This is a genomic window from Variovorax sp. 278MFTsu5.1 (assembly GCF_048305045.1).
Lineage (GTDB): Bacteria > Pseudomonadota > Gammaproteobacteria > Burkholderiales > Burkholderiaceae_C > Variovorax > Variovorax guangxiensis.
In genome coordinates this window covers 213209-238823 of sequence record NZ_CP157622.1, presented here as the reverse complement: position 1 = coordinate 238823, position 25615 = coordinate 213209, and the positions used below count along the sequence as shown (strand labels likewise).

At 68.6% G+C, this 25615-nt stretch carries 23 protein-coding genes and 1 pseudogene; 18 read left to right on the top strand and 6 right to left on the bottom strand.

Features of this window, described 5'->3' with window-relative positions:
- Positions 1 to 114 precede the first annotated feature (114 nt).
- The 4 genes from ABL844_RS01045 to ABL844_RS01030 all read right to left on the bottom strand — a co-directional run bounded on the left by ABL844_RS01045 (position 115) and on the right by ABL844_RS01030 (position 5941).
- Positions 115 to 1275: an ABC transporter substrate-binding protein gene (locus ABL844_RS01045; protein ID WP_418130228.1), complete on the bottom strand. Its 1161-nt coding sequence runs from the start codon at positions 1273 to 1275 to the stop codon at positions 115 to 117.
- A gap of 96 nt (positions 1276 to 1371) precedes the next feature.
- Complete coding sequence (locus ABL844_RS01040; RefSeq protein ID WP_418131973.1) at positions 1372 to 2676, bottom strand: cytochrome-c peroxidase; 1305 nt, start codon at positions 2674 to 2676, stop codon at positions 1372 to 1374.
- 2 nt (positions 2677 to 2678) lie between these two features.
- A complete protein-coding gene (locus ABL844_RS01035; RefSeq protein ID WP_418130227.1) occupies positions 2679 to 4250 on the bottom strand; it encodes a metallophosphoesterase in 1572 nt (523 codons plus the stop codon).
- Positions 4251 to 4363: 113 nt separating this feature from the next.
- Positions 4364 to 5941: a phospholipase D family protein gene (locus tag ABL844_RS01030; RefSeq protein WP_184638846.1), complete on the bottom strand. Its 1578-nt coding sequence runs from the start codon at positions 5939 to 5941 to the stop codon at positions 4364 to 4366.
- 72 nt (positions 5942 to 6013) lie between these two features.
- Here ABL844_RS01030 and ABL844_RS01025 point away from each other — a divergent pair, with 72 nt between their 5' ends.
- Positions 6014 to 7243 carry a nucleoside recognition domain-containing protein gene (locus tag ABL844_RS01025; RefSeq protein WP_418130226.1) on the top strand — a complete coding sequence of 410 codons (1230 nt, stop codon included), beginning with the start codon at positions 6014 to 6016 and terminating at the stop codon, positions 7241 to 7243.
- On the opposite strand, the gene ABL844_RS01020 is transcribed toward ABL844_RS01025, so the two are convergent.
- On the bottom strand, positions 7225 to 9231 hold the full coding sequence (locus ABL844_RS01020; protein WP_418130225.1) for an alkyl/aryl-sulfatase: 2007 nt from the start codon (positions 9229 to 9231) through the stop codon (positions 7225 to 7227). The two genes, ABL844_RS01025 and ABL844_RS01020, sit on opposite strands and share 19 nt — an antisense overlap.
- Positions 9232 to 9304: 73 nt before the next feature.
- On the opposite strand from ABL844_RS01020, the gene ABL844_RS01015 reads away from it, so the two are divergent.
- The 5 genes from ABL844_RS01015 (at position 9305) to ABL844_RS00995 (ending at position 13222) form a co-directional block, all read left to right on the top strand.
- Positions 9305 to 10225 carry a LysR family transcriptional regulator gene (locus ABL844_RS01015; RefSeq protein WP_418130224.1) on the top strand — a complete coding sequence of 307 codons (921 nt, stop codon included), beginning with the start codon at positions 9305 to 9307 and terminating at the stop codon, positions 10223 to 10225.
- Positions 10226 to 10268: 43 nt separating this feature from the next.
- Positions 10269 to 10778, top strand: a complete 510-nt coding sequence (locus ABL844_RS01010) for a flavin reductase family protein (RefSeq protein WP_184638853.1) — start codon at positions 10269 to 10271, stop codon at positions 10776 to 10778.
- Positions 10775 to 11278, top strand: a complete 504-nt coding sequence (locus ABL844_RS01005; RefSeq protein ID WP_126020511.1) for a BON domain-containing protein — start codon at positions 10775 to 10777, stop codon at positions 11276 to 11278. Before ABL844_RS01010 ends, ABL844_RS01005 begins: the two co-directional genes overlap by 4 nt.
- Before the next feature lie 94 nt (positions 11279 to 11372).
- Positions 11373 to 12281, top strand: coding sequence for a DMT family transporter (locus ABL844_RS01000; RefSeq protein WP_126020513.1), 909 nt, complete (start codon positions 11373 to 11375; stop codon positions 12279 to 12281).
- Complete coding sequence (locus ABL844_RS00995) at positions 12278 to 13222, top strand: glutaminase (protein WP_184638858.1); 945 nt, start codon at positions 12278 to 12280, stop codon at positions 13220 to 13222. The genes ABL844_RS01000 and ABL844_RS00995 overlap by 4 nt, the downstream gene beginning before the upstream one ends.
- 7 nt (positions 13223 to 13229) lie before the next feature.
- Here ABL844_RS00995 and ABL844_RS00990 read toward each other — a convergent pair whose 3' ends face one another.
- Complete coding sequence (locus tag ABL844_RS00990; protein WP_184638861.1) at positions 13230 to 14228, bottom strand: NAD-dependent epimerase/dehydratase family protein; 999 nt, start codon at positions 14226 to 14228, stop codon at positions 13230 to 13232.
- A gap of 95 nt (positions 14229 to 14323) precedes the next feature.
- Between ABL844_RS00990 and ABL844_RS00985 the strand changes: the two genes are divergently transcribed.
- The 12 genes and pseudogenes from ABL844_RS00985 (at position 14324) to ABL844_RS00930 (ending at position 25568) form a co-directional block, all read left to right on the top strand.
- Positions 14324 to 15271 carry a LysR family transcriptional regulator gene (locus ABL844_RS00985; protein ID WP_184638863.1) on the top strand — a complete coding sequence of 316 codons (948 nt, stop codon included), beginning with the start codon at positions 14324 to 14326 and terminating at the stop codon, positions 15269 to 15271.
- Entirely contained in the window at positions 15268 to 15762 is a 495-nt protein-coding gene (locus ABL844_RS00980; RefSeq protein ID WP_418130223.1) for a hypothetical protein, read from the top strand. The genes ABL844_RS00985 and ABL844_RS00980 overlap by 4 nt, the downstream gene beginning before the upstream one ends.
- Before the next feature lie 383 nt (positions 15763 to 16145).
- Positions 16146 to 17339 (top strand): urea ABC transporter substrate-binding protein, encoded by a 1194-nt coding sequence (urtA, locus tag ABL844_RS00975; RefSeq protein ID WP_418130222.1) that lies wholly within the window; start codon positions 16146 to 16148, stop codon positions 17337 to 17339.
- A gap of 5 nt (positions 17340 to 17344) precedes the next feature.
- Entirely contained in the window at positions 17345 to 18247 is a 903-nt protein-coding gene (urtB, locus tag ABL844_RS00970) for an urea ABC transporter permease subunit UrtB (protein ID WP_418130221.1), read from the top strand.
- 2 nt (positions 18248 to 18249) lie between these two features.
- Positions 18250 to 19305: an urea ABC transporter permease subunit UrtC gene (gene urtC, locus ABL844_RS00965; protein WP_418130220.1), complete on the top strand. Its 1056-nt coding sequence runs from the start codon at positions 18250 to 18252 to the stop codon at positions 19303 to 19305.
- Positions 19302 to 20051 (top strand): annotated as a pseudogene (gene urtD / locus ABL844_RS00960) (urea ABC transporter ATP-binding protein UrtD); the annotation flags it as partial. The gene urtC and the pseudogene urtD, both read left to right, overlap by 4 nt.
- The gene (locus ABL844_RS00955) at positions 20025 to 20114 is read left to right on the top strand and encodes a hypothetical protein (RefSeq protein ID WP_414080255.1); all 90 of its coding nucleotides are present in this window, start codon (positions 20025 to 20027) and stop codon (positions 20112 to 20114) included. The pseudogene urtD and the gene ABL844_RS00955, both read left to right, overlap by 27 nt.
- A 20-nt stretch (positions 20115 to 20134) precedes the next feature.
- Positions 20135 to 20824: an urea ABC transporter ATP-binding subunit UrtE gene (urtE, locus tag ABL844_RS00950; RefSeq protein ID WP_418130219.1), complete on the top strand. Its 690-nt coding sequence runs from the start codon at positions 20135 to 20137 to the stop codon at positions 20822 to 20824.
- Between the two features lie 39 nt (positions 20825 to 20863).
- Positions 20864 to 21901 carry an aliphatic amidase gene (locus ABL844_RS00945; protein WP_418130218.1) on the top strand — a complete coding sequence of 346 codons (1038 nt, stop codon included), beginning with the start codon at positions 20864 to 20866 and terminating at the stop codon, positions 21899 to 21901.
- A gap of 17 nt (positions 21902 to 21918) precedes the next feature.
- Positions 21919 to 22737 (top strand): CbbQ/NirQ/NorQ/GpvN family protein, encoded by an 819-nt coding sequence (locus ABL844_RS00940; RefSeq protein WP_418130217.1) that lies wholly within the window; start codon positions 21919 to 21921, stop codon positions 22735 to 22737.
- Positions 22734 to 24353 carry a nitric oxide reductase activation protein NorD gene (locus tag ABL844_RS00935; protein WP_418130216.1) on the top strand — a complete coding sequence of 540 codons (1620 nt, stop codon included), beginning with the start codon at positions 22734 to 22736 and terminating at the stop codon, positions 24351 to 24353. The genes ABL844_RS00940 and ABL844_RS00935 overlap by 4 nt, the downstream gene beginning before the upstream one ends.
- Before the next feature lie 60 nt (positions 24354 to 24413).
- Positions 24414 to 25568 carry a transporter substrate-binding domain-containing protein gene (locus tag ABL844_RS00930; RefSeq protein WP_184638881.1) on the top strand — a complete coding sequence of 385 codons (1155 nt, stop codon included), beginning with the start codon at positions 24414 to 24416 and terminating at the stop codon, positions 25566 to 25568.
- Positions 25569 to 25615 lie beyond the last annotated feature (47 nt).

Here is a 25615-nt window from a genome sequence, read left to right as displayed (position 1 = left end):
GCGAAGGTCGCAAAAGGAAAACCAAAAAAGTTTTCGATTTCTTCTACGACTTCTGCGTAGTTTTTGTATTCCTTCTGCGTTCGGCTGTCCGTTCCCGCTTTCGCGCCCGGCGGCCTAGCTGAGCATCTGGCCGCGGCTGCCGATGACGGCCACGTCCACGAACTGGCCGCCTTCGCGGTTGGTGCGCCCGTAGTTGATCTTCACGCCGCCCAAGTCGAAGTTCTCGATGCTCGCGAGCCCCGACATCACCGATGCGCGGGTGAGCGAGCCGCCCGCGCGGCGCATGCCCTCTGCGAGCACCGCCGCGTTCAGGTAGCCCTCCAGGCTGGTGAGCGAGAAGTCCTTGACGCCGTTGGCCACCATGTCGGCTTGGTAGCGGCGCACGATCTCGAACTTGGTCGAGTACGGCGAGGGCACCACGATCACGAAGCCCAGGCCCTTGGCCAGGTCGCCCATGGCCGACAGCGCGCTGGCCGTGATGGAGAGGCCGTAGGCCGAGCTGCTGTTGCCCGCCTCGCGCAACGCCTTCAGGAACACCGGCGCCGTGCCGGCCAGACCGACCACCACCACCTGAGGCTTGGCCTTGGCGATGGCTTCGGCGGCGGGGCCCACTTCCATGCTGGTCGTGTTGGGCGTGGTCGCGATCACCGCCGGCTCCAGCTTCGCCTTCGCCAGCGCGGCCTTGAAGGCGGCCAGCACCGACTGCCCCAGCGGATCGTTCGAATGCACGAGGCCGATGCGGCTCTGGCCCAGCACGGCGGCGGTGCTCACCAGCTTCTCGACTTCCTGGTCGTAGTTGGCGCGCACCCAGAAGGTGTTGGGCGAATTCTTCTTGCGCAGCGAGATCGTGCCGGTGATGGGCCCCACCACGGCCATGCCGGGCACCGCATCCATCACCTCGGCCGTCTGGCGCGTGCCCAGGGGGTGCACCAGCGCGAGCACGGAGCTGTCCTTTTCGAACGCCAGCGCGTTGGCCTTGGCCACGTCGGGCTTGAAGGTGTCGTCGGCCATCACGAGCTCGACCTTGGAGCCGTTGACGCCGCCAGCCTTGTTCAGCGCATTGAAGAAGGCGCTGGAGCCCTGGTACAGGCCCTGGCCGTTGGCCTTCTCGACGCTGCTGTTGTCGAAGGTCGTTCCCACGCGCAGCGGCCGGTTCTGCGCGAGCGCCGGAAAGCCGAGGCCGGCGGCGGCAGTGGCGGCGGCCAGCCCGGTCAGCGCACGCCGACGGCTGTTGGAAAGCGGCGCAATCGACTCGCGCGGCACGGGAACGGTCATGGTCGAAGTCTCCGGAAATGAATGCGTCTGTGACAAAAGTTCACACTCTTGCGAGGAATGTAACGCACCTTGCCGCGCCGGAGATGACCTTGGCTGCTACTTCATGGCCGGCTTCGGCATGGCCGCCACATAGCGTGCGTCGGTCAGGGTGCCGAGGAAGGCGCTGATCTCGTCGATCTCCTCGTCGGTCAGCGCGGGCGTGGTGCCGGGGCGACGGTTCATCGGCGTGGAGTTGACGTTGATGTTGCCCCGGTAGGCGGCGGGCACGTCGTCGAAGGTCGGCCTGCCGTGGTACCACTTCGCAGGGTCGGTGGAGCGCGTGGCATAGAACGCGACCGCGTCGCGCAGCGTGGTGAACACGCCGTTGTGCATGAAGCTCTGGCGCACCGCCACGTTGCGCAGCCCCGGCGTGCGGAAGTAGCCGCACCACTGGCTCGGCTCCGGCCAGCGCAGCTGCGCCGCGGTGCGGCACAGGCCGTTGTCGAAGCGGCGCGGATCGCGGTTGGCCGGCAGCGAGAGGTTTCGCGGCACGGCGATGGCGTCGTAGCCGAAGTCGGTGAAGAGCGAACGCTCGGGCCGGCTCGCCGTGTCCGACAGCGTGTGGCACGACATGCAGTTGCCCTTGTCGGGATTCTTGAACAGCGCGAGGCCGCGCATCTCCTGCGGGCTCAGCGGCGTGCGCTTGCGCAGGTAGTCGTCGAAGCGCGAGCTGAAGGGCGCCATCTCGTCGCTCTGCAGGTACGCCTGCAGCGCCTGGCCGATGCCCTTCACCGCCTGTTCGGGGTCGCGCAGCACGCGCGGCCCGAAGGCCAGCGACATCGCGGGAGCCAGGTCGGTGCCGCGCAGCTTGCGCAGCAGGCTCTGCGGCGAGGCGTTGTTCATCTCGTCGGGGTCGAACAGCGGGCCGCGCGCCTGCTCGGCCAGCGTATCGGCGCGGCCGTCGGCGAATAGGCCGCCGAAGGGCGAGGCGAAAGGCGCGTCGTCGTCCTGGTAGAAGTGGCGCCGCGGCACGTAGCGCACGTACAGCAGCGACGGCGCCGTGCGCGCGCTGAAGCGCCCCGGCCGGCTGCCCTGCGGCGTGCGCGGCCCGGCCAGCGAAGGCGCCTTCAGCGTCGAGGTGAAGGCGCGCAGCGGATCGTGGCAGCTCGCGCAGGAGGTGCCCTGCGGCTGCGACAGCCGCGTGTCGAAGAAGATGCGCTTGCCCAGCGCGGCCAGCGCCGGGTCGGGCCTGAAGGTGGCCTCGGTGGGATCGATGCGCGCTGAGACCTTCGGCGTGGCGCCGATGCGTTCGACGACCATGCTCGGCGGGCCGCCCGGGTTGATCTCCACGGTGGTGGCGGCGGCGGCAGCCACGCCCGGCCAGCCCAGGCAGGCGGCCGCCATCGCCAGCGCGGCACGCATCGTCACGGCGTCAGGAAGCCCGTCTTGTCGCAAGCCAGCGTGCGCCCGGTCTGCACGCAGGTGGCGAGCAGCTTGCCGGCCACGGTGTAGGCCTTGAAGGTCCAGCCCACGCCGGGCGAGGCCTTGCGCTCCATCAGCATGAAGCCGAAGCTGGCATGGTGCGTGATGCGGTCGACCGTCACGTCCGGCGCGGGCGCGGTGCCGGGAGCCAGCGGATCGGGCAGCGCCACGTCGAGGTTGTCGCCGCCGTTGCCCGACACCAGCGTCGCGGGATGGTCGGTGGCGAAGTTCAGCGCCTGGAAGTCGTGCACGTGGCCGTGCAGCGCGACGTGCACGCCGCTCGGGTAGTAGGCCTTGGGGTTGAGGTTGCTCATCACCGACTGCAGCGCGAGGTTGCCCGGCGCCGGGGTCTGGCCCGCGACCGGCGCGAAGGCCAGGATCGGGTGGTGGTTGGTGAACATCGTGGTCGTGATGCCAGGCTTGGCGGCCAGCGTCGCGACGGTCTGGAACTGCTTCTGGTAGGCGATGAACTGCGGATCGTTCGTCGCCAGCGCCGCCTTGCCGGCCTTGGCCGAGTCGAACACGATGATCTGCGAGCCGGTGCCCAGCTGCACCGCGTATGGCTCGGAATAGTTGCCGGTGCTGTCGTTGGCCGGGTCGTTGCACGAGCGCTTGTCGGAGTACGGGCGCGGATCGAGGAAGCGGATCCAGCCCTGGCCGCCGCGCGCGCATTCCTCGTGGTTGCCGCGCACCACGATCCACGGCGCCTTGGCCAGCAGCGGCGCGGCCGGCTTGAAGAAGTCGGCCTGCCAGGTGTCCCAGCCATAGCCCCAGGGGCTGTCCTTGCAGCCGGCGATGTCGTCGGGGCAGGCGTTCTCGCGGTAGTGGTAGTCGCCGATGTGCAGCACCAGGTCGGGGTTGAAGCCCGCGCCGGTGGCCGCGAGCGGCGCGAAGGGCCACACGGTGCTGTCGTTGCAGGGCTGGTAGGCCTGGTCGGCCTTCTTCAGGCGGCAGCCGGTGTCGGCCAGCACCAGAACACGTTGCGGCTCGGCCTTGGGCATCGGCAGCGTGCGGCTGCCGATGGCGGCCTGCTTCGCGTCGGCCGGCAGCGTGGTCTCGCAGGCCGAGACGGGAAAGGCGGAAGGCTTCGAATCGGCCGGGTCGCTGGCCGTGGTGCGCAGCGCCATGGTGCCGGCGCCCACGCGCAGGGTCATGCGCGTGACCTTGCCGTCGATCGTGATCTGCGGGCACACGGCGTTGGCGTCGGCCGTCGTGTCGGCCGACGGTGCGGCGTAGCTGGTGATGGCGCGCGCGATGGCCGCGTTGTTGTCGCCGATCTCCACCCAGGTGGCCTGCAGGTTGGCGTCGGCCGAGGCGGCGTCGGGTTGCGGGGCGGGAGCCGGCGCTGGGGCCGGAGCGGGTGCCGGGGCCGCCGGCGGCCCCAGGACGATCGACTGGTTGTTGCCGCCGCCGTTGCAGCCCTGCAGCAGGATGGCGGTGCAGGCCAGGCCGGCCAGCCAGCGCAGGTCGCGCATGGCGCGCGGCGCGGGGGCCGCGGTGAGTGTGGTGCGCATCTGGGAATCCCTCTGGTTGTTGTGTCGTGGGACGCCGCAATCTAGAGGGCCAGTGTGCAAGCCGTATTACATGGCCGCAGGCGCGCCGCGGGCGCGCATCGACGAAGGAACCGCTACAGCAGCTCTTCGCCCACGATCGGCAGCAGCAGCCAGTTCTTGAAGCGCAGCCAGAGGAATTCGCCGGGCTCGTCCTCGTGGACGATGTCGCCGCCGGCGTCGTCGTACTCCAGCCACTGCACGCGCCGGCCGTTGGGCGCGAGCCGCAGCCGGTAGCCGAGGTTCACGCGCTCGCCGCTCATGAGCCTGTCGTAGTCCTTCACCAGCTCGGGGCTGTCGATGACCAGCCCCATCTCGGTATTGACCGCGGCCGAGCGGTGGTCGAGATTCATCGAGCCGATGAAGAAGCGCTCATCGTCGACGATCGCCAGCTTGGCGTGCAGCCGGCTGATCGACTTGCCGAAGTCGCCGAAACGCCCCGACTTGCCGGTGAGCGTGGGCGCGATCTCGTAGATGGTGACGCCGATCTTCAGCATGTCGGCGCGGTAGCGCTCGTAGCCCGCATAGGCCAGGGGCTCGTCGGTGGCGCCCAGCGAGTTCGTCACCACCGTGATGCGCCCGCCGCGCTCGATGGCCTTCTTCATCATCGCCATGCCGCGCGCACCCGGGATGAAGTACGGCGAGCCGATCTTCACCTCGCGCCTGGCCGAATTGATGACGCTCAGCGCCCCCTCGGTCACGCTGCCCTCATAGGCGGCCTCGGCCTTGCGCGTGATCTTCTCGGGGTCGTCCACGAACAGCGTCGACGGTGCCCAGTAGCGCTCGACGTTGCCGGCGATGAGCTGCTGCCCCACCGGCGACTTGTCGAGCACGTCGCGCTGGTGCATGGCCACGTCGGGCACCGCGGTGCGCGCGATCTCGTCGAAGCGCTTCTGCGCCTGCGCAACGGGCATGCGCAGCGGCGCGATCTGCTCGATGGGGCGCACGTGCTCGCTGTTCCAGTAGCGGTCGAAGCCCTCGGACATCTGGCGCACCACCGGGCCGCTGGACAGCACGTCCATGTCGATGAAGTTCGCCGCCGTGCTGCGCATGAAGTATTCGTTGGCGATGTTGCGGCCGCCCGAGACCGCGAAGCTGTTGTCGGCCACCAGCAGCTTGTTGTGCATGCGGTGGTTGATGCGGCCGAAATCGGTCAGCGAGAACAGCAGCCGCGTGGCCAGCGAACTCGCGCGCGACGGCAGCGGGTTGAACAGCCGCACCTCGATGTTCGGGAAGGCCGACAGCGTGCTGAACACCTCGTCCTCGCCGCCCGTGTAGAGGTCGTCCACCAGCAGCCGCACGCGCACGCCGCGCGCCGCGGCCTCGCGCAGCTCCTTGAGGAACAGCAGGCCGACGTCGTCCTTCTGGATCAGGTAGTACTGCACGTCGAGCGACTTCTCGGCATGCCGCGCGAGCGAGATGCGCGCGTCGAAGGCGAAGGCGGCCTCCGGCAGCAGCCGGAAGCCCGAAAGCGAGGTCGAGCCGCCCGGCGTGCCCTTGGCCGCCAGCTGCCCCAGTTCTGTCTGCGACACGTCGGTGACAGCCGTGACCACCGGGCGCGGCTGCGGCGGCGGCAGGCTCGCGCAACCCGCCAGCCAGAGGGCGGCGGCGCCCAGGACGAGAGCGGCGAATCGGCGGACGGTGGAGGCGCGCATGGGCCGAACTGTAGCTCGCGGCGAGCCCGGATGGCGGGCCTATCATCGAAGCGAAACAAAAGGAAAAGAAGCGTGCTCAACGGCTTGTGGCTGGGTTTCTTCGGGGTGGCGACGGTGGCGGCGCTGGTGCGCTGGCTGGCCGGGGGCGACCCGACCGTGTTCGCGGCGCTGGTCGAAAGCCTGTTCGCGATGGCGCGGCTGGCGGTCGAGGTGATGGTGCTGCTGTTCGGCACGCTCACGCTGTGGCTGGGCTTCCTGCGCATCGCCGAGGCGGCGGGGCTGGTGGGCTGGCTCGCGCGGCTGCTGGGGCCGCTCTTCCGGCGGCTCATGCCGGGCGTGCCGGCGGGGCATCCGGCCCTCGGGCTCATCACCATGAACTTCGCGGCCAACGCGCTGGGGCTGGACAACGCCGCCACGCCCATCGGCCTGAAGGCGATGCGCGAGCTGCAGCGGCTGAACCCCGACCCGGTGACGGCCACCAACGCGCAGATCCTCTTTTTGGTGCTCAACGCCTCGTCGCTGACGCTGCTGCCGGTCACCATCTTCATGTACCGCGCGCAGCAGGGCGCGGGCGACCCGACGCTGGTGTTCCTGCCTATCCTGCTGGCCACCAGCGCCTCCACGCTGGTCGGGCTGCTGTCGGTGGCGGTGGCGCAGCGCCTGCGGCTGTGGGACCCGGTGGTGCTGGCCTACCTGGTGCCGGGCGCGCTGCTGCTGGGCGGATTCATGGCCCTGCTGGGCACGCTGTCGGCGACGGCCATCGCCTCGCTGTCGTCGCTGCTGGGCAATCTGACGCTGTTCGGCGTGATCGTCGTGTTCCTGCTGGCGGGCGCCATCCGCCGCATCAAGGTGTACGAATGCTTCATCGAGGGCGCGAAGGAAGGCTTCGACATCGCGAAGAACCTGTTGCCCTACCTGGTGGCGATGCTGTGCGCCATCGGCGTGCTGCGCGCCTCGGGCGCGCTCGACTTCGCGCTCGGCGGCCTGCGCTGGCTGGTGACCGCGGCGGGGCTCGACGCGCGTTTCGTCGACGCCATGCCCACCGCGCTGGTCAAGCCCTTCTCGGGCAGCGCGGCGCGCGCGATGCTGATCGAGACCATGAAGAGCCGCGGCGTCGACAGCTTCCCCGCGCTGGTGGCCGCCACCATCCAGGGCAGCACCGAGACCACCTTCTACGTGCTGGCGGTGTACTTCGGCGCGGTGGGCATCCAGCGCACGCGGCATGCGGTGTCGTGCGCGCTGCTGGCCGAGCTGGCGGGCGTGGTGGCCGCCATCGCTGTCTGCTATTGGTTCTTCGGCTGAGCGCGGGGCTCGACGACCGGGAACATCGGCTCGAAGGTATCGAGCATCGACATCAGTTCCGCCAGCTTCGTGCGGTCGCCGTCGATCTTCACCTTGCCCGCGAGCACCGCCGCCGGGAAGCTGGTTTCCTTCAGTGTGATCGCGTCCAGCGTGGCGCGGCTCAGCGTCACGGTGGCGTCGGCATCCGGCTGCTGCCCGGCGATGTGCGTGAGCGCGGAGTTCTCCAGCGTCAGCACGAACTGCTGGTTCGAATCGGTGAAGTTCCAGTTGATGGCCATCTTCCTGCCCTCGGCCCTGGCCGCGTTCAGCCGCACGCCGAGGAAGTCGAAGAACAGGTCGTTGCTCACGGCCTTGAGCGAATCAGCGTTGGCGCTGTTGCCGCCCGCGATCTTCGGCACGCCGTTGCGCAGCTCCATCGCGCCCACCAAATACGCGCTGCGCCAGGTGCCGGCCTCCGACTGGTAGCCCATCTGCTCCAGGGCGTCGGCGCCCAGTTCGCGGGCCGCGCGGTTGGCGGGGTCGGCGTACACCACCTGGCTCATCGCGCTGGCCACCCAGCGGAACTCGCCCTTACTGAAATCTTCGCGGGCGCGCGCCAGCACCGCGTCGGCGCCGCCCATGTACTCGACCGTCTTCTTCGCATAGGCCACAGGCGGCAGCGGGTTCAGGTTGGCGGGGTTGGCGTCGTACCAGCCCAGGTACTTCTGGTAGACGGCCTTGGCGTTGTGCCGCAGCGTGCCGTAGTAGCCGCGCGCCGACCATTCCTGCTCCAGGCTCGCGGGCATGCGCAGCGTCTCGGCGATGTCGGCCGCGGTGTAGCCCTGGTTGAGCAGGCGCAGCGACTGGTCGTTGATGAACTTGTACATGTCGCGCTGCTTCTTCAGCAGGTCGACGATGCGGTCCTGCCCGAAGGTGGGCCAGTGGTGCTGGGCGATCAGCACCTCGGCCTTGCCGCCGAAGGCCATGCGCGCCTCGTCGATGTACTTCGACCACAGGTTGCCGTCGCGCACCTCCGCGCCGCGGATGGTGTAGAGGTTGTGCATGTTGTGCGTCACGTCCTCCGCCATGTTGAGCACGCGGAACTGCGGCAGGTACATGAGCATTTCCGACGGCGCCTCGGAGCCCGGCACCAGCCTGAAGACGAACTGCACGCCGTCGATGGTGCGCTCCTCCGTTGGCTTGTCGATGGTGGACGTAGGCGCGATCAGCGACATGGTGCCGCGCGCCAGCGCCTTGCCCAGGCCGGTGTCCACCTGCCCGCGCGGGCCCGGCGGCAGCAGCGTGCCGAACTGGTACTGCGAGCGCCGGCTCATCGCGTTGCCCGCGAGGATGTTCTCGGCCACCGCCGTTTCCATGAAGCCCGAGGGCGCGAGCACCTGCACGCGGCCGGCCTTCACGTCGGCCTCGTCGATCACGCCCTTCACGCCGCCGAAGTGGTCGGCATGGCCGTGCGTGTAGATCACCGTTCCCACCGGCTTGCGCGGACGGTGCTGGTAGTAGAGCTCCAGCGCGGCGCGCGCGGTCTCGGCGGCCAGCAGCGGATCGATGACGATCAGCGAGCTGTCGCCTTCGACGATGGTCATGTTCGCGAGATCGAAGCCCCGCACCTGGTAGACGCGATCGGTCACCTTGAAGAGCCCGTGGATCGCGTTGAGCTGCGCCTGGCGCCACAGGCTCGGATTGACGGTGTCGGCCGGGGCCCCGGCCTTGAGGAAGTCGTAGGGCTTCATGTTCCACACCGGGCGCGCGCCGGAGCCCGGCACCAGCGCGTCGGGCACGGTGCCGACGAAGCCGTGCATCGCGTCCTCGAAGTCCTGCCGGTTGGCAAAGGGCAGCGTCTTCGCCATCTCGGCGTTGGCCTGCAGCGTGGAGGGCTCGGGCGCCTTGGGCGCGGTCTGCGCAAAGGAGGCCGACGGCGCGCCCAGCGCGCATGCAAGGGCGACGAGCGCAACGGAAAAGGAAGAAGGAGCGGGCAAGGAAGATTTCATCCGGCAATGATGCGAAGCGCCAGAACCATTGGCAAATGCAAAATATGTGCTTCCTTTTGAAGCAAAACGCAAAATGCAGCTGCGCCAGCTCCAGCATCTCGTCGCCCTCGCCGACCAGGGCAGCTTCGGCCGCGCGGCCCAGGCGGTGCATCTCTCGCAGCCGGCGCTTTCGCGCAGCATCGAGAACCTCGAAGAGAACCTGCAGGCGCGCCTGGTCGACCGCGCCTACGGCAGCGTGCGCTTCACCCAGGCCGGCGAACTGGTGCTGGCGCGCGCCCGCGAGCTGCTGGCCGACGCGCAGCAGATCGCGCGTGACGTGTTGCAGCTCGAAGGCCTTGCCATCGGCAGCCTCGCGGTCGGCTTCGGCCCCTTCGCCGCCGGCACGCTGGGCCGCGCGGCGCTGTCGCTCATGACGCAGCGCCACCCGCAGCTGCAGATGCGCATGGAAGTGGCCGATACCGCCACCCTCTGCGAGCGCCTGCACCGCCGCGAGCTCGATCTGTTCGTCGCCGACACGCGAGACCTGACGAAGCTTCAGCCCGGGCTGAAGCTCTCACGGCTGCCCAACCTGCCGGTGTCTTTCTTCGTGCGAGCGAAGCACCCGCTGCTGAAGCTCAAGCCCCAGCTGACGACGCTCGAGAAGCTCATGGCGTATCCCGTCGCGGGCCCGCGCCTGCCGGCGGAGGTGGCGCAGCAGTTCGACCGGGCCGCTCCGCGCGGCGACCGCGGCGTGTTCAACGTGACCTGCGACGACGCCGGCACGCTGCGGCACCTGGCGCTCACCGCCGACGCGGTGATCCTCGCGCCGGTCGCCCCCGTGCCGGGCCACGACACCGACACCCTTGTTCCCCTGCCGGTGGCGGGCCTGGAGCGCATGCAGACGCACTACAGCCTCGTCACGCTGGCGGCGCGCACGCCTTCGCCGGCGGCCGCCGTCTATACCCGGCTGGTCGACGAGTTGATGGACCCGCTCGGGCAGGCCGGCGGGCACTGAGCCAAAATGGCCCTCCGCCTTCAAGCCTTTGCGTCTTTTTTCAGTGACCACTCCCCGCCGGGCCCAGCCGCCCTCCTTTTCGTCCGACGAGTTCCGTGAAGCCCTCGGCATGTTCGCCACCGGCGTCACCGTCGTGACCGCGCGCGCGGCGAACGGCACGCTGGTCGGCCTCACTGCCAACTCCTTCAACTCGGTGTCGCTGACGCCGCCGCTGGTGCTGTGGAGCCTGTCGCGCGCGGCCGGCTCGATGCCCGCGCTCAGCGCCGGCTCGCACTACACGGTGAACATCCTCGCGGCCAACCAGAAGGCGCTGGCCGAGCGCTTCGCCACCAAGAACATCGACCGCTGGGCCGACGTGGCCTTCACCGAGGGCCTGGGCGGCGCGCCGGTGCTCGTGGGCGCGGCGGCCAGCTTCGAGTGCTTCAACCGCAGCCGCTACGACGAAGGCGACCACGTGATCTTCGTCGGCGAGGTGGAGCGCTGCTCGCACGACGCGGGCGCATCGCCGCTGCTCTTCCACGGCGGTCGCTTCTACACAGAGCATCCCTTGTGACTCATCGTCCTGCGCTCCTGCTTGTCCTGCTGCTCGCCGCGCAGGCCGGCACGGCGCAGGAAGCGAACGGGCCGGTCAAGCAGAACTGGTTCGACGACCCGTTCTTCCAGCTCTCCTCGGGCCTGCCGGCCTGCGCCGTGCCCGAGGGCCCGTTCTACACGGCGCAAGAGCGTCGCCTGCAGACCCATTCGAGGCTGGAGCGCGGCACCACCTGCTGGCTGGCCGGCAAGTGCGCCGACAGCAACGCCTACCGCTACGACAAGCCGCTCGCACCCAAGGTGCGCGCCGCGCTGCTGGCCGTGCCGGGGGTGAAGAAAAGCAGCGTCTGGGTCATCATCCAGCGCCGCTGGGTGTACCTGCAGGGCTGCGTGCCGGACGCGGCGCTCGCCAGGAAGCTGGAGCGCGCCGCGCGCGCGGTGGCCGACGTGGAAACCGTGGTGCCCGACCTGATGACGGGCACGCGGGGCAAGCCGCCCTATCCGGTGGCCCCGCCGAGATAGAGGCCGGGAAGCCTTGCGCGCACGCCGAACACGCCGCCGCGATACGATCATCGGATGAATCCGGCGGCTCCTCGCCGCGAACGACCCGATCCGAATGATCCAGCGCAAGACCCACCTCGACGGCCTCGCCATCGGCCTGCTCATCGCCTGCTGTGCCTTCTGGGGCCTGCAGCAGATCCTCATCAAGACCACCGTGGCGGAGGTGCCGCCGATGTGGCAGGCCTCGATCCGCATGGTCGGCGCCACTGTGCTGCTGTGGCTGTGGTGCGTGTGGCGGCGCGTGCCGCTCTTCGAGCGCGACGGCACGCTGTGGCCCGGGCTTCTGGCGGGCATGCTGTTCGCGGGCGAGTTCGCCGGCATCTACCTGGGGCTGCAGCACACCAGCGCATCGCGGCTCACGGTGTTCCTCTACACCGCGCCGTTCTGGGTCTCGCTGCTGCTGCCACGCTGGGTGCCGGCCGAGCGGCTGCGCGGCTTCCAGTGGCTGGGGCTCTTCATCGCGTTCTCGGGCGTGGTGCTGGCCTTCAGCGAGGGCTTCGCCCACATGAGCTCGTCGCAGCTCATCGGCGACGGCATGGCGCTGGCGGCCGGCATGCTCTGGGGCCTGACCACGCTCACGCTGCGCACCACGCGCCTGGCCACGGCCAGCGCCGAGAAGACGCTGTTCTACCAGGTGGCGGTCACCGCGGCGATGTGCCCGGTGCTGTCGCTGGTGCTCGGCGAGCACTGGAGCTTCTCGTACTCGGCCTGGGCCTGGACCTCCATCGGGCTGCAGACGGTGGTCGGCGCCTTCGCCAGCTATCTCGCATGGATGTGGTTGCTGCGGCACTACCCCGCCACGCAGATGTCGTCCTTCACCTTTCTCACGCCGCTCTTCGCGCTGGTGTTCGGCGTGGCGCTGCTGAAGGAGCCGCTCACTGCGCAACTGATCGTGGCGCTCATCGGCGTGGCGCTGGGCATCGTGCTGGTGAACCGGCGGCCTGCGGTACAACGCAGCGCATGAGCAGCAACATCACCCGATTCCAGCCCGTCCTCGACGAGATCGTCGCCACGCTGCGCCCGCAGCTCGGCCAGGGCGGCAAGGTCGCCAGCTACATTCCGGCGCTCGCGCGCGTCGATGCCCGGCAGTTCGGCATCGCGCTGCGCACCTGCGAGGGCGAGGAAGCCGGCGCGGGCGACTTCGAGACGCCCTTCTCCATCCAGAGCGTTTCCAAGCTCTTCACGCTCACGCTCGCCATGCAGCGCATGGGCGACGCGCTGTGGGAGCGCATCGGCCGCGAGCCCTCGGGCAACCCGTTCAACTCGCTGGTGCAGCTGGAAAACGAACAGGGCAAGCCGCGCAATCCCTTCATCAATGCCGGCGCCATCGCGGTGGCCGACCGGCTGGTGAGCCAGGCCAAAGCCAGCGGCGGCAGCGCCAAGGCCGACATCCTCGCGCTCATGCGCAGCCTGGGCGGCGAGCCCATCGCCTTCGACGACGAAGTGGCGCAATCGGAGGCCGACACCGGCTTTCGCAACATCGCGCTGGCCAACTTCATGAAGAGCTTCGGCAAGATCGACAACGACGTCGAGACCGTGCTGGACACCTACTTCCACCAGTGCGCGCTGCGCATGAGCTGCCGCCAGCTGGCGCGCGCCGCCGCCTTCCTGTGCCGCGACGGGGCACACCCCATCGACGGCGAGCCCGAGGTCACGGGCGAGCGGCAGACGCGCCGCATCAACGCGCTGATGCTCACCTGCGGCACCTACGACGCGGCGGGCGACGTGGCCTTCTCCATCGGCCTGCCCTGCAAGAGCGGCGTAGGCGGCGGCATCGTCGCGGTGGTGCCCGACAGGCTCACGCTGTGCGTGTGGTCGCCCGCGCTCGACGCCACCGGCAATTCGCTGCTGGGCATGAAGGCGCTCGAAATGTTCGTGGCGCGCACGGGGCTCTCGGTTTTCTGAACCTGCCTCAGGCGGCGGCAGCCACCGGCGCTGCGGCCAGGCAGCCCATGCCGTCCAGCGCCGTCTCCACGGCCTCTTCGAGCGGCGTATGCGGCTCGCGGCCGAGAAAGGCCACCAGCTTCGCGTTGTCCATCGCCACGGGCGTGCGCCACAGGTAGCGCATCTCGCGCAGTTCCCGGAAGGTCACGACGAAGGGCGAGGCCAGCGCCAGCAGCCACCACGGAAAGGCCGACACGCGGACCTTCGCGCCGGAGCGCCGCACCACCACCTTGCGGATGGCCTCGCTCATGCGCGTGCCGTCCGAATCCCAGTGGCCTGCCATGTGGAAGCGCGCGAAGGGCTCCAGCCTGTCGCGCCGCGCGAGCAGCTCGACCATGGTGCGCGCCACGTCCGGCAGGTAAGACCACTGGTGGCCTACACCGGGGCTGCCGGGCTGGCTCACGGCCCGCACGGGCTGGCCCGCCTTCACCAGGCCCTGCGAGAACCAGTTGTTGCCGGCCTTCGGCCCGAAGAAATCGCCAGCGCGCACGATCAGCACGCGCGCGCCCTGCCGGCTGGCCTCCTCGAGGCGCCGCTCCAGCTCGACGCGAATCGCGCCCTTGCTGGTGAGCGGATGCTGCGGCGAATCCTCCGCGAGCAGCGGAAAGGCATCGGGACCGAAGTTGTAGACCGTGCCCGGCAGCACGATGGTCGCGCCCTCGGCCTTGGCTGCGGCGATGGTTCTGTCGAGCATCGGCAGCACCAGCTCCGACCAGCCGCGATAGCCCGGCGGGTTGACCGCATGCACGATGACCGAGCAGCCCTTCGCGGCGCGGCGCACCGATTGCTCGTCCATCGCGTCGCCCGCCAGCCAGGTGATTCCGTCGCTCTTTCCCTCTGTTGCGCCGCGCTTGAGCGCCCGCACATCCCAGCCCGCATCGCGCAGCTGGCGGGCCACCTCGCCGCCGATGCCGCCCGTTGCGCCGAGAACCAGAACCTTGTCGTTGCGTGCCGTTTCGTGTGCCATGAAATGCTCCAGAACAGTTGTCGATGGAAGAATTCTGGTTTCGACGGGGTTGCATTGGAATTGCCGAACATTAGCCATCGGCCATACATTTATGCATGACCTGGAACATCGGCTGGGAGCTTTACCGCTCCTTCCTCGGCGTGCTGCGCGAGGGCTCCCTGTCGGGCGCGGCGCGCGCGCTCGGCATCACCCAACCCACGGCGGGCCGCCACGTGGCCGCGCTCGAAGAGGCGCTGGGTGTAGTGCTCTTCACACGCTCGCAGACCGGCCTGCTGCCCACCGAGGTCGCGCTGGCGCTGCGTACGCACGCGGAGGCCATGGAGAGCATCGCGGCCTCGATGGAGCGCGCCGCCACCAGCCAGGGCGAAGGCGTGCGCGGCGTGGTACGCGTATCGGCCAGCGAGGTGGTGGGCACGGAGGTGCTGCCGCCCATCATCACGCAGCTGCGCGAGGCGCATCCGGCGCTGAAGGTCGAGCTGGTGTCGACCAACCGCGTGCAGGACCTGCTCAGGCGCGAGGCCGACATCGCGGTGCGCATGGTGCGGCCCCGGCAGGAGCAGCTGGTCGCGCGCCGCATCGGCAACATCGAGCTGGGCTTTCACGCGCATCGCGACTACATCGCGCGTCACGGCACGCCGCGCAACCTCGACGACCTGCCGACGCACGCCGTCATCGGCTATGACCAGCCGCCGGCCTTCGTGCGCGCGGCGGGAAAGTCGATCAGGAACTTCACGCGTGACACCTTCTCGCTGCGCGCCGACAGCGACCTCGCCCAGCTCGCGCTGATCCGCGCGGGCGCGGGCATCGGCGTCTGCCAGGTGGGTCTCGCGAAGCGCGACCCCGCGCTGGTGCGGCTGATGCCGCGCGCCTTCTCGCTGAAGCTGGACACCTGGGTCACGATGCACGAAGACCTGCGCAACAGCCCGCGCTGCCGCGTGGCCTTCGACGCGCTGGTCGAGGGGCTCTCGCGCTACGTGGGCAACGCCGAAGCGGATACGGCACAGGCGAAAATGCCACGCGCCAGACAGCAAGCATCCGAATGACCGATACGACCACAGACTCCGACACCCTCCCCCTGCAGGAAGACCGCCTCTGGCGCGACGACCGCTGGACCGCACGCATCATCAAGAACGAGGAAGACGACGGCTGGGCCGTCGAGATGACCCGCCACGGCGACCCCGAGCCCGCCCTCGTCGGCCCCTGGACCATGGGCCGCGACAAGAAGAACCCGAAGCCGCTCGACGCGCCCGCCTTCTCCACGCTGGTGAAGACCGCCGCCGAAGTCATCCGCCGCCACGAGCAGCAGCTGCACGCCAGCCTCAACAGGAGCGTGACCGTCACCGCGCGCGACGACCGGCGCGTGCGCGTCGCGCTGGCCATCGTGCCCGACGAGGACAACCCCACGGCCACGCTCTCCGCATACGACGATGCCGACGACAGCGAACTCGCCAGCGTGAGCGTGTCGCCTGCGTTCAGGCTCACGGCGAGCAGCGCGAGCGCGTGGATCGAGTCCGGCTACGCGCGCCCGCGCTGAGCGCGAATAACACAGGCGCCGCGTTTTCGCCAATTAGCGAAACAGCGTATGTTCATGCCGGGGTGAGTTGAGAAGAATCCGCCCCAACGAGCAATCGTTACCAGTCAAGTCATACGACACCCGCTGCCAGTGCTGCCAGCGAGGCGTCGGGCAATAAAGCCCGAATCGGTTTAACCACCGGTTCGGGCTTTTTTGTTTTCTCGGCCGCAAGAGTGCTTTTTCGAAACGGATGCGCCGCATCCTGTGGCGGAGCCTTGCCTGGAGAAAACGCACTGGCAGCAGAACGCCCGTTTGCAGGGCCGCGCCGCGGGAGGAGACACCCAACGCGCGGTTCCGAAGGTCGGATCTTCCTCATGACTCGCACAACCACAAAGGAATTTGACATGACGAACGCTTTCACCCGCCGCCAGATCGTGAAGACAGGCGGCTCGATGATCGTGCTGGGCGCAGCCGGCGGCGCGGCCAGCATCGCCTCGGCGCAGGATGGCGGCAGCGTGAAGCTCGGGCTGCTGCATTCGCTCTCGGGCACCATCGCAATCGCCGAGGCCTCGCTGGTCGACGCCGAGAAGCTGGCCATCGAGGAGATCAACGCGGCGGGCGGCGTGATGGGCAAGAAGATCGAAGCCGTTGTGGAAGACGGCGCGAGCGAGAACCCGGTGTTCGCCGAGAAGGCGCGCAAGCTGCTGGAGCGCGACAAAGTCGCGGCCATCATCGGCTGCTACACCTCGGCCTCGCGCAAGGCACTTCTGCCGGTGCTCAACCAGGCCAAGGGGCTGCTGTTCTACCCGACCTACTACGAGGGCCAGGAGCAGGACAAGCGCGTGTTCTACCCCTCGCAGGAAGCCACGCAGTCGGTGATCGCGGCGGTCGAGTGGATGGCGCGCGAGAAGGGCAAGAGCTTCTTCCTCGTGGGCTCCGACTACATCTACCCGCGCACCTGCAACAAGATCGCCAAGCCCGCCATCGCCAAGGCCGGCGGCAAGGTGCTCGGCGAGGAGTACGCGCCGCTGGGCCACACCGAGTTCTCCTCGATCATCAACAAGATCAAGGCCGCCAAGCCCGACTGCATCTACAGCACCGTGGTGGGCGGCTCCAACGTGGCGTTCTACAAGCAGCTGCGCGCGGCGGGGCTCGATGGCGCCAAGCAGGTGCTGCTGTCGACCGTGGTGTCGGAGAACGAGATCGACGGCATCGGTAAGGACAACGCCGCGGGCTACTACGCCTGCATGGGCTACTTCCAGAGCATCAAGTCGCCGGCCAACGAGAAGTTCGTGAAGGCCTTCAAGGCGAAGTACGGGCAGGACCGCGTGATCGGCGACCCGATGGAGGTGGCCTACAACAGCGTGTACCTCTGGAAGCTGGCGGTGGAGAAGGCCAAGTCCTTCGACGTCGACAAGGTCACTGCCGCCGCCGCCGGCGTGGAGATCGAGGCGCCCGAAGGCACGGTGCGCGTGCACGCCACCAACCACCACGTGTGGAAGAAGGTGCGCGTGGGCCGCGCGCGGCCCGACGGGCAGTTCGACATCGTGTGGGAATCGCCCCAGCTCGTCGAGCCCAACCCCTTCCCGAAGGTCTGAGCGCGATGAACTTCGACATCGCGGTAATGCAGGTGTTCAACGGCGTGAGCCTGTTCACCATCCTGCTGCTGATGGCGATCGGGCTGGCCATCGTGTTCGGCCTGATGGGCGTCATCAACATGGCGCACGGCGAACTCATGGCCCTCGGCGCCTACATGACCTACCTGGCGGCGCGCTTCTTCGAGCACTTCGCGCCGGGCCTCATGGACCTGTACCTGTTCGCCGCGATTCCGTTCGCGTTCGCCGTGACCTTCGCGTTCGGCTACCTGCTGGAGCGCGGCTTTATCCGCTTCTTCTACGACCGGCCGCTGGACACCCTGCTCGCCACCTGGGGCCTGAGCCTGATGCTGCAGCAGGCCTACCGCTCGATCTTCGGCGCGCAGGAGGTGAGCGTGCCGCTGGCCTCCTGGCTCGCAGGAGCGTGGGAGCCGACGGCGGGCATCCAGCTGCCGCTGAACCGCATCTTCATCGTGGGGCTCACCGCGCTGGTGGCGACCGGCGTGTACCTGCTGCTGTACCGCACGCCCTGGGGACTCAAGGTGCGCGCGGTGACACAGAACCGCGCCATTGCGGGCGCGGTGGGCATCGACACGCACCGTGTCGACGCCATGACCTTCGCGCTGGGCTCCGGCCTCGCGGGCATCGCGGGCTCGGTGTTCACCATGATCGGCTCGACCAACCCGGGCACGGGGCAGCTCTACATCGTCGACTCGTTCATCGTGGTGGTGTTCGGCGGCGTGCAGAGCCTGGTGGGCACCGCGCTCTCGGGCTTCTCGATCGCGCAGTCCCAGACCTGGCTCGAGTACCTGATGAGCGGCTCGATGGCCAAGGCGACGATCCTGCTGCTGGTGATCGTGGTGCTGTACTTCCGCCCCAACGGGCTGTTCGCGATCCGTTCGAGGAGCTGAGCATGCTGTCCAAGCTCTCTCCCCAACGCAGGAGCGACATCGGCTCGATGGCCGCCGTCCTCGTTCTGCTGGCCCTGGTGCTGCCGCTCGCGCTCGACGCCTTCCGCCTGAACCTCGTGGGCAAGTACCTGTCTTTCGCCTTCGTGGCCGTCGGCGTGGTGCTCACCTGGGGCTACGGCGGCGTGCTGAGCCTGGGCCAGGGCATGTTCTTCGGCCTGGGCGGCTACATGATGGCCATGTTCCTCAAGCTCGAAGCTTCGGCGCCCGAGCTGCCCGACTTCATGGTCTGGAGCAGCGTGGAGCAGCTGCCCGCGTGGTGGCAGCCCTTCCACTCGCTGGGCTGGACCGTGGCGGGCATCCTCGTGGTGCCGGCGGTGCTGGCCTACGTGTTCTCGTACGCGATCTTCAAGCGGCGCGTGAGCGGCGTGTATTTCGCGATCGTCACGCTGTCGCTGGCGCTCACGCTCACCGTGGTGGTCATCGGCCAGCAGGGCGACACCGGCGGCGCCAACGGCATCACCGACTTCCGCACGCTGCTGGGCCTGGACATCGCAAGCGACGAGGCCAAGCGCACGATCTATTTCGTGGAAGTGCTGGCCATCGCGCTGGTGATGGCGCTGTCGCTGCTCGTCGTGCGCAGCCGCTTCGGCAAGATCCTCATCGCCATCCGCGACCGCGAAGACCGTGTGCGCTTCAGCGGCTACAACACGGCACACATGAAGGCCTTCGTGTTCGCGGTGGCCGCGGTGCTGTCGTCGATCGGCGGGGCCTTCTACAGCCTGCAGGTGGGCCTGATCGCGCCGGGCGTGATCGGCGTGGTGGCATCGGTGGAGATGGTGATCTACGCGGCGGTCGGCGGGCGGTTGTCGATTCCGGGCGCGGTCGTCGGCGCACTGCTGATCGGCTTTCTCAAGTCGTACCTGTCCGAGACCTTTCCCGAGGGCTGGCTGTACTTCCTCGGTGCCGTGTTCATCCTCGTGGTCTGGGCCATGCCCAACGGCCTCGCGGGGCTGGGCGGGAAGCTGCTGCGCCGTCGCGGCGCGGAGGCGGCGCCATGAACGCGACGATGACGATGCCCAATGCCAACTCCAGTGGCGGCTTGCCGCGCGCCGCTTCGGCGGTGCCGCCCTCCAGCGAGCAGATCCTGCGCGTGGAAGACCTCACCGTGTCCTTCGACGGCTTCAAGGCGGTGGACGGCCTGAGCCTCGCGGTGGAGCGCAACGAGCTGCGCGTGATCATCGGCCCCAACGGCGCGGGCAAGACCACGCTGCTGGACATGGTGTGCGGCAAGACCAAGCCGAGCTCGGGCCGCGTGCTCTTCAACGGCGCAGACCTCGGGCGCATGAACGAGCACGAGATCGTGCGCGCCGGCGTGGGCCGCAAGTTCCAGACGCCCTCGGTCTACGAAGACCTCACGGTACTGGAGAACTTCGAGATCTCGCTGCCGCGCATGCACGGCCTGCTGCAGTCGCTGACATTCCGCCGCACGGCCGCGCTGCGCGAGCGCATCGATGCGATGGCGGCCGACGTGTTCCTGCTCGACCAGCTCGACCGCCGCGCGGGCCAGCTCAGCCACGGCCAGAAGCAGTGGCTGGAGATCGGCATGCTGCTGATGCAGGAGCCCGAGCTGCTCCTGCTGGACGAACCGGTGGCCGGCATGAGCCCGCGCGAGCGCGAGCAGACCGGCGACCTGCTGCGGCGCATCGCCTCGGGCAAGTCGCTGGTGGTGATCGAGCACGACATGGATTTCGTCAAGCGCATCGCGCACCGCGTGACCGTGCTGCACCAGGGCCGCCTGCTGAGCGAAGGCACGGCCGCCGAGGTGCAGGCCGACCCGCGCGTGATCGACGTGTACCTCGGCCACTGAGCACGGAAGGAAGAACGCAGATGCTCGAAGTTTCCGGACTCAACGTGGCGTACGGCGAATCGCACGTCATCCGCGACGTGTCGCTGCATGTCGCGCCCGACGAGGCGGTCGCCGTCATGGGCCGCAACGGCATGGGCAAGACCACACTGCTGAAGTCGCTCATCGGCCTGCTGCCCGCGCGCAGCGGCCACATCCGCCTGGGCGGCGCGGACATCACTGCGCTGCCCAGCTACCGGCGCGTGGCGCAGGGCCTTGCCTTCGTGCCACAGGGGCGCATGGTGTTCCCCTTCCTCACGGTGGAGCAGAACATCCTCTCGGGCGCCGCGAAGTCGGGCCACCGCACAGTGCCCGAATACCTCTACCGGTTCTTCCCGGTGCTCAAGGATATGCGGCAGCGCAAGGCCGGCAACCTATCGGGCGGCCAGCAGCAGATGCTGGCGATCGCGCGCGCACTGATCTCCGAGCCGAAGGTGCTGATCCTCGACGAGCCGACCGAGGGCATCCAGCCTTCGATCATCAAGGAGATCGCGCAGACGCTGAACGTGCTGCGCGCCGAGCGCGGCTTCGCGGTCGTGGTGTCGGAGCAGGTGCTGAGCTTCGCGCTCGACCTGACCGACCGCTTTCTCGTCATCGACCGCGGCCGGCTCGTGCACGACGAGGCCCGCGCCAGCCTCGACCAGGACAAGGTCAGGTCCTTCCTGACCGTGTAGCCCTCTTTTTTCCTCAACCCCTCTTTCAGGAGCAGTCCCATGAGACACGGTGATATTTCGAGCAGCAACGATTGCGTGGGCGTCGCGGTCGTCAACTACAAGATGCCCCGCCTGCACACCAAGGCCGAGGTGCTGGACAACGCACGCAAGATCGGCGAGATGCTGGTCGGCATGAAGAAGGGCCTGCCGGGCATGGACCTGGTGGTGTTCCCCGAGTACTCCACGCACGGGATCATGTACGACGCGAAGGAGATGTACGACACCGCCGCCATCGTGCCCGGCGAGGAGACGGCAATCTTCGCCGACGCCTGCCGGCGCGCCAACGTGTGGGGCGTGTTCTCGCTGACCGGCGAGCGCCACGAGGAGCATCCGAACAAGGCGCCCTACAACACGCTGATCCTCATGAACAACAAGGGCGAGATCGTCCAGAAGTACAGAAAGATCATGCCGTGGGTGCCCATCGAGGGCTGGTATCCGGGCGACTGCACCTACGTGAGCGAAGGCCCCAAGGGCATGAAGATCAGCCTGATCATCTGCGACGACGGCAACTACCCCGAGATCTGGCGCGACTGCGCGATGCGCGGCGCCGAACTCATCATCCGCTGCCAGGGCTACATGTACCCGGCCAAGGAGCAGCAGATTCTGGTGTCGAAGGCCATGGCCTTCATGAACAACACCTACGTGGCGGTGGCCAACGCGGCCGGCTTCGACGGCGTGTACTCGTACTTCGGCCATTCGGCGCTCATCGGCTTCGACGGCCGCACGCTGGGCGAATGCGGCGAGGAGGAGATGGGCATCAACTACGCCGAGCTGTCGATGGGCCTGATCCGCGACGCGCGCCGCAATGGCCAGTCGCAGAACCACCTGTTCAAGCTGGTGCACCGCGGCTACACCGGCACCATCAACTCCGGCGACGGCGACAAAGGCGTGGCGGCCTGCCCCTACAACTTCTACACGAAGTGGATCAACGACCCCGAGGGCACGCGCGAGATGGTGGAGTCGTTCACGCGCAGCACGGTGGGCACGCCCGAGTGCCCGATCGAGGGCATTCCGAACGAACCGGCCAAGCACCGCTGAGGGAGCCGCGACGCACGATGAACGCACCCGTCCACGATCCGCTGGCCAGCTACCGCATCGAGACCGAGCCCTTCTACCGGCCCGCCGGCAACGAGGTGGCGCTCTACCGGCAGGCGTACCGCCACCGCATGCCGCTGATCCTGAAGGGGCCGACCGGCTGCGGCAAGACGCGCTTCGTGGAGCACATGGCGTGGTCGCTCGGGCGGCCGCTGGTGACGCTGGCCTGCAACGAGGACATGACGGCCTCGGACCTCGTCGGGCGCTACCTGCTCGACGCCAACGGCACCGCCTGGCACGACGGGCCGCTGACGCTGGCGGTGCGGCACGGGGGCATCTGCTACCTCGACGAGGTGGTGGAGGCCCGGCAGGACACGACGGTGGTGATCCACCCGCTGACCGACGCGCGGCGCATCCTTCCGCTCGACAAGAAGGGCGAGCTGGTGCATGCGCACCCGGACTTCCAACTCGTGGTGTCCTACAACCCCGGCTACCAGAGCAGCGCGAAGGACATGAAGCCGTCGACGCGCCAGCGCTTCGCGGCGCTGGAGTTCGACTACCCGGCGAGCACGCTGGAGGCGGAGATCGTCGCGCACGAGGCCGGGGTCGGGCTCGACCTGGCCTCGAAGCTGGTGGCCATCGCGCACTGCTCGCGGGAGCTCAAGCATCGCGGGCTCGACGAGGGCGTGTCGACACGCATGCTGATCTATGCGGGCGTGCTGATCCGCGACGGCGTGACGCCGCGCGAGAGCTGCGAGATGACGATGACGCGGGCGCTGACCGATGACCCCGACATGGCGAGCGCGCTGCAGGGCTTCGTCGAGGCGCAGTTCGGATGAAGGATGGACTCGCCGCGCTGGCCCTGCTGGCGCGCGGACTGGCCGGCATCGACGTGGAAGTGCAGACGCTGCCGGGCGCGCGCGCCGTGCTCACCGGTCGCAAGCTGCTCTTGCCGGAAAGCGCTGGCGGGCCCGGACTTCGCCGCGCCATGGTCGCGCATGCGGTCGCGCACCTGCGCCATTCGCAGACCGCGCGGCCGGCGCACACGCTCAGGCCCATGGGCATCGCCATCGTCTCGGCCATCGAGGATGCGCGCGTCGAGCGGCTGCTGTGCCGCGACTTTCCCGGCCTGCACGGCTGGTTCGCCGCGTCGCTGCCGCCAGCACCCGATCTGCTCGACCTGGGCTTCGCGGCACTCGTCTCGCGCATGGACCGCCTGCTTCTTCTGCCCGCGTCGCAGGACGACAACCACTGGGTGAACAAGGCACGCCGCCTGTTCGATGAGACCGCAGCCAACGCAGGGCTGGAGGACTACGACGCCTTCCGCGCCATCGCCTCGGTTCTCGCAAACGACCTCGGCCAGATGCGCGTGCGCTTCGAGCCCCGCGACTACACCGTGCCCGCACCCTGGCGCGACGACAACAGCTACCTGTGGGATTTCGGCGAGGCCGACGTGCCGCCCGACGAGGCCATCGCTTTGCAGCAGGCAGGCGCGCGCCCGCCCCCTCCGTCCGATGCGGGCGATGCACCGCCCCTCGAAGCCGGGAGCGACATGGAACTCGGCCGCTATACCTATCCCGAGTGGGACCGCAAGCTCGAACGCCTGCGCCCCGACTGGTGCACGGTGATCGAGAAGCTGCCGACATGGCAGGGGCTCTCGCCCGCACGCGAAGAGGCCGCGCTCAACGGCGAGCGCATCCAGCCGCTCGCCCTGCCCCGCGCGCGCCATCTCGACCGCACGCATCGCCTGCGCCGCCAGTGGGAAGGCGACGACATCGACCTGAACGCCGCCATCGAGGTGCTGGTCGACCGGCGACTGCGGCTGCGGCCCGACGCGCGGCTCTTCATGCGCGCGGGCAAGGGGCCGCGCCCGTCGAGCGTGCTGGTGCTGCTCGACCTCTCGGCCTCGGCCAACGACCCCGGCGCGAATGCCGCCTCGCTGCTGGACATCGAGAAACAGGCGGCGCTGCTGCTGGCGGCGTCGAACGCACGCGGCATCGACCGGCTCGCGATCCACGGCTTCTCGTCGAACACGCGCGCCGAGGTGTACTACTACCGCCTGCTCGAATCGGGCCGGCCGCTGGACGCGCCCGCGCGCGCCATGATCGGCGCGGTGCGAGGGCGCTACTCGACCCGCATGGGCGCCGCGCTGCGCCATGCAGCCGCGCTGATGCGCGACGAGCCGCCGGGCCAGCGCGCGGTGCTGCTGGTGACCGACGGTGCGCCTTCGGACATCGACGTGCACGACCCGCGCTACCTGATCGAGGACGCCCGCCAAGCCGTGGCCGAGGCGCGAGAGGCCGGCGTGCGCGCGGCCTGCATCGCGGTGGACGGCGCGGCCGACGCCTATGTGCGGCGCATCTTCGGCTGGCGCAACTATTGCATCGCCGACGATGCGCGCAGCCTGCCGGCGCGGCTGGCGCGTATGAGCGCACGGCTCGCGGCGGCGCACTGAAGCCCACTGCAGAGCACCGAGCGAAGACTATGATGATCCGACACCCCAGGAGACTTCAGCGTGGCTGACAAGGACCCCATTCGCGTCGGCATCCTCTATTCGGAAACCGGCGTCACATCGACCATCGGACTCTCGCAGCTGCAGGGCGCGCTGCTCGGCATCGAGGAGATCAACGCGGCCGGCGGCGTGGACGGCCGCGAGGTCGTGGCCGTGCGCTACGACCCGCAGTCCAACCCCGCGCGCTACGCCCAGCTGGCCGAGAAGCTGATCGTGCAGGACCGGGTCAACGTGATCTTCGGCTGCTACATGTCGAGCAGCCGCAAGGCCGTGATCCCGGTGATCGAGAAGTGGAACAAGCTGCTCTTCTACCCGACGCTCTACGAGGGCTTCGAGTACTCGGGCAACGTGATCTACACCGGCGCGGCGCCCAACCAGAACAGCGTGCAGCTGGCCGAGTTCATGACCACGAATTTCGGCGCGCGCGTGTACCTGATCGGCTCCGACTACATCTACCCCTACGAGTCGAACCGCATCATGGGCGAGCTGGTGATGCAGCGCCCCGGCAGCGAAAAGCTCGGCGAGCGCTATGTGGCACTGGACGCGGACGAGCGCGACTACCGGGCCATCATGGACGACATCCGCGACAAGCGGCCCGACTTCATCTTCTCGACCGTGGTGGGCGATTCCACCGCGAGCCTGTACCGCGCCTACGCCGAGGCCGGCTTCGACCCGAAGACCATGCCCATCGCCAGCCTCACGACCTCGGAGGCCGAGATCTCGCAGATGGGCCACGGCGTGGCGACAGGGCACTTCACGGCGGCGCCGTATTTCCAGTCGATCGACTCGGCCGCCAACCGGCGCTGCCTGGCGATGCTGCGCGCGCGCTTCGGCGACGGCTGCGTGCCCAACCTGTGCTGGGAAGCGTCCTACTTCCAGATGCACATCTTCGCCAACGCCTACCGGCAGGCGGGCAGCGACGGCATCGCGGAGATCCTGCCGCACATCCTGGGCAGCGAGTTCGACGCGCCGCAGGGGCTGGTGAAGATCGACCCGACCAACCACCACACCTGCCTGTATCCGCGCATCGGCCGGGTCGATGCGCACGGCCGCTTCACCATCGTGCGACAGGCGACGCGGGCGGTGTATCCGGACCCTTATCTGGTCACCCACTCGCTGGGCGACTGGACCGCCAGGCTCGACACGCTGGAGACCTGAAATGTGCCCCCACGCTCATCACTGCGTGTATTCGCTGCCCCCCGAGG